This window comes from Pseudocitrobacter vendiensis, from assembly GCF_943590815.1.
GTDB lineage: Bacteria > Pseudomonadota > Gammaproteobacteria > Enterobacterales > Enterobacteriaceae > Pseudocitrobacter > Pseudocitrobacter vendiensis.
The window spans coordinates 1-3,020 of the sequence record NZ_CALSBS010000072.1 but is presented as its reverse complement, the minus strand read 5'-3'; the positions used below and the strand labels follow the sequence as shown (position 1 = coordinate 3,020).

General features: G+C 52.1%; 1 rRNA gene. It reads right to left on the bottom strand.

What is annotated here, in order from left to right:
- Window positions 1-50 precede the first annotated feature (50 nt).
- A 23S ribosomal RNA gene (locus NMC31_RS25940) occupies window positions 51-2,958 on the bottom strand.
- Window positions 2,959-3,020 lie beyond the last annotated feature (62 nt).

The window sequence follows — 3,020 nt, the reverse complement described above, 5'->3', positions numbered from 1 at the left end:
TATCAAGCTTACTTCTCGATGTCTCTTCGCCAAAACATCTTCGGCGTTGTAAGGTTAAGCCTCACGGTTCATTAGTACTGGTTAGCTCAATGCATCGCTGCACTTACACACCCAGCCTATCAACGTCGTCGTCTTCAACGTTCCTTCAGGACTCTTAAAGAGTCAGGGAGAACTCATCTCGGGGCAAGTTTCGTGCTTAGATGCTTTCAGCACTTATCTCTTCCGCATGTAGCTACCGGGCAATGCCATTGGCATGACAACCCGAACACCAGTGATGCGTCCACTCCGGTCCTCTCGTACTAGGAGCAGCCCCCCTCAATTCTCCAGCGCCCACGGCAGATAGGGACCGAACTGTCTCACGACGTTCTAAACCCAGCTCGCGTACCACTTTAAATGGCGAACAGCCATACCCTTGGGACCTACTTCAGCCCCAGGATGTGATGAGCCGACATCGAGGTGCCAAACACCGCCGTCGATATGAACTCTTGGGCGGTATCAGCCTGTTATCCCCGGAGTACCTTTTATCCGTTGAGCGATGGCCCTTCCATTCAGAACCACCGGATCACTATGACCTGCTTTCGCACCTGCTCGCGCCGTCACGCTCGCAGTCAAGCTAGCTTATGCCATTGCACTAACCTCCTGATGTCCGACCAGGATTAGCTAACCTTCGTGCTCCTCCGTTACTCTTTGGGAGGAGACCGCCCCAGTCAAACTACCCACCAGACACTGTCCGCAACCCGGATCACGGGTCTACGTTAGAACATCAAACATTAAAGGGTGGTATTTCAAGGTTGGCTCCATGCAGACTGGCGTCCACACTTCAAAGCCTCCCACCTATCCTACACATCAAGGCTCAATGTTCAGTGTCAAGCTATAGTAAAGGTTCACGGGGTCTTTCCGTCTTGCCGCGGGTACACTGCATCTTCACAGCGAGTTCAATTTCACTGAGTCTCGGGTGGAGACAGCCTGGCCATCATTACGCCATTCGTGCAGGTCGGAACTTACCCGACAAGGAATTTCGCTACCTTAGGACCGTTATAGTTACGGCCGCCGTTTACCGGGGCTTCGATCAAGAGCTTCGCGTTGCCGCTAACCCCATCAATTAACCTTCCGGCACCGGGCAGGCGTCACACCGTATACGTCCACTTTCGTGTTTGCACAGTGCTGTGTTTTTAATAAACAGTTGCAGCCAGCTGGTATCTTCGACTGATTTCAGCTCCACGGGTAAACCGCTTCACCTACATATCAGCGTGCCTTCTCCCGAAGTTACGGCACCATTTTGCCTAGTTCCTTCACCCGAGTTCTCTCAAGCGCCTTGGTATTCTCTACCTGACCACCTGTGTCGGTTTGGGGTACGATTCGATGTTACCTGATGCTTAGAGGCTTTTCCTGGAAGCAGGGCATTTGTTACTTCAGCACCGTAGTGCCTCGTCATCACGTCTCAGTGTTAAAAGAAGTCCGGATTTACCTAAACTTCCCACCTACACGCTTAAACCGGGACAACCGTCGCCCGGCCAACATAGCCTTCTCCGTCCCCCCTTCGCAGTAACACCAAGTACAGGAATATTAACCTGTTTCCCATCGACTACGCCTTTCGGCCTCGCCTTAGGGGTCGACTCACCCTGCCCCGATTAACGTTGGACAGGAACCCTTGGTCTTCCGGCGTGCGGGTTTTTCACCCGCATTATCGTTACTTATGTCAGCATTCGCACTTCTGATACCTCCAGCATGCCTCACGACACACCTTCAACGGCTTACAGAACGCTCCCCTACCCAACAACACTTAGTGTCGCTGCCGCAGCTTCGGTGCACAGTTTAGCCCCGTTACATCTTCCGCGCAGGCCGACTCGACCAGTGAGCTATTACGCTTTCTTTAAATGATGGCTGCTTCTAAGCCAACATCCTGGCTGTCTGAGCCTTCCCACATCGTTTCCCACTTAACTGTGACTTTGGGACCTTAGCTGGCGGTCTGGGTTGTTTCCCTCTTCACGACGGACGTTAGCACCCGCCGTGTGTCTCCCGTGATAACATTCTTCGGTATTCGTAGTTTGCATCGGGTTGGTAAGTCGGGATGACCCCCTAGCCGAAACAGTGCTCTACCCCCGAAGATGAGTTCACGAGGCGCTACCTAAATAGCTTTCGGGGAGAACCAGCTATCTCCCGGTTTGATTGGCCTTTCACCCCCAGCCACAAGTCATCCGCTAATTTTTCAACATTAGTCGGTTCGGTCCTCCAGTTAGTGTTACCCAACCTTCAACCTGCCCATGGCTAGATCACCGGGTTTCGGGTCTATACCCTGCAACTTAACGCCCAGTTAAGACTCGGTTTCCCTTCGGCTCCCCTATTCGGTTAACCTTGCTACAGAATATAAGTCGCTGACCCATTATACAAAAGGTACGCAGTCACACCCCAAAGGGTGCTCCCACTGCTTGTACGTACACGGTTTCAGGTTCTTTTTCACTCCCCTCGCCGGGGTTCTTTTCGCCTTTCCCTCACGGTACTGGTTCACTATCGGTCAGTCAGGAGTATTTAGCCTTGGAGGATGGTCCCCCCATATTCAGACAGGATACCACGTGTCCCGCCCTACTCTTCGAGTTCACAGCATATGCATTTTGGTGTACGGGACTTTCACCCTGTATCGTGCGACTTTCCAGACGCTTCCACTAACACACATGCTGATTCAGACTCTGGGCTGCTCCCCGTTCGCTCGCCGCTACTGGGGGAATCTCGGTTGATTTCTTTTCCTCGGGGTACTTAGATGTTTCAGTTCCCCCGGTTCGCTTCATTACGCTATGTATTCACGTAATGATAGTGTGTCGAAACACACTGGGTTTCCCCATTCGGAAATCGCCGGTTATAACGGTTCATATCACCTTACCGACGCTTATCGCAGATTAGCACGTCCTTCATCGCCTCTGACTGCCAGGGCATCCACCGTGTACGCTTAGTCGCTTAACCTCACAACCCGAAGATGTTTCACTTCTGATTGCGAAAATTTGAGAGACTCGAACACACTTAAA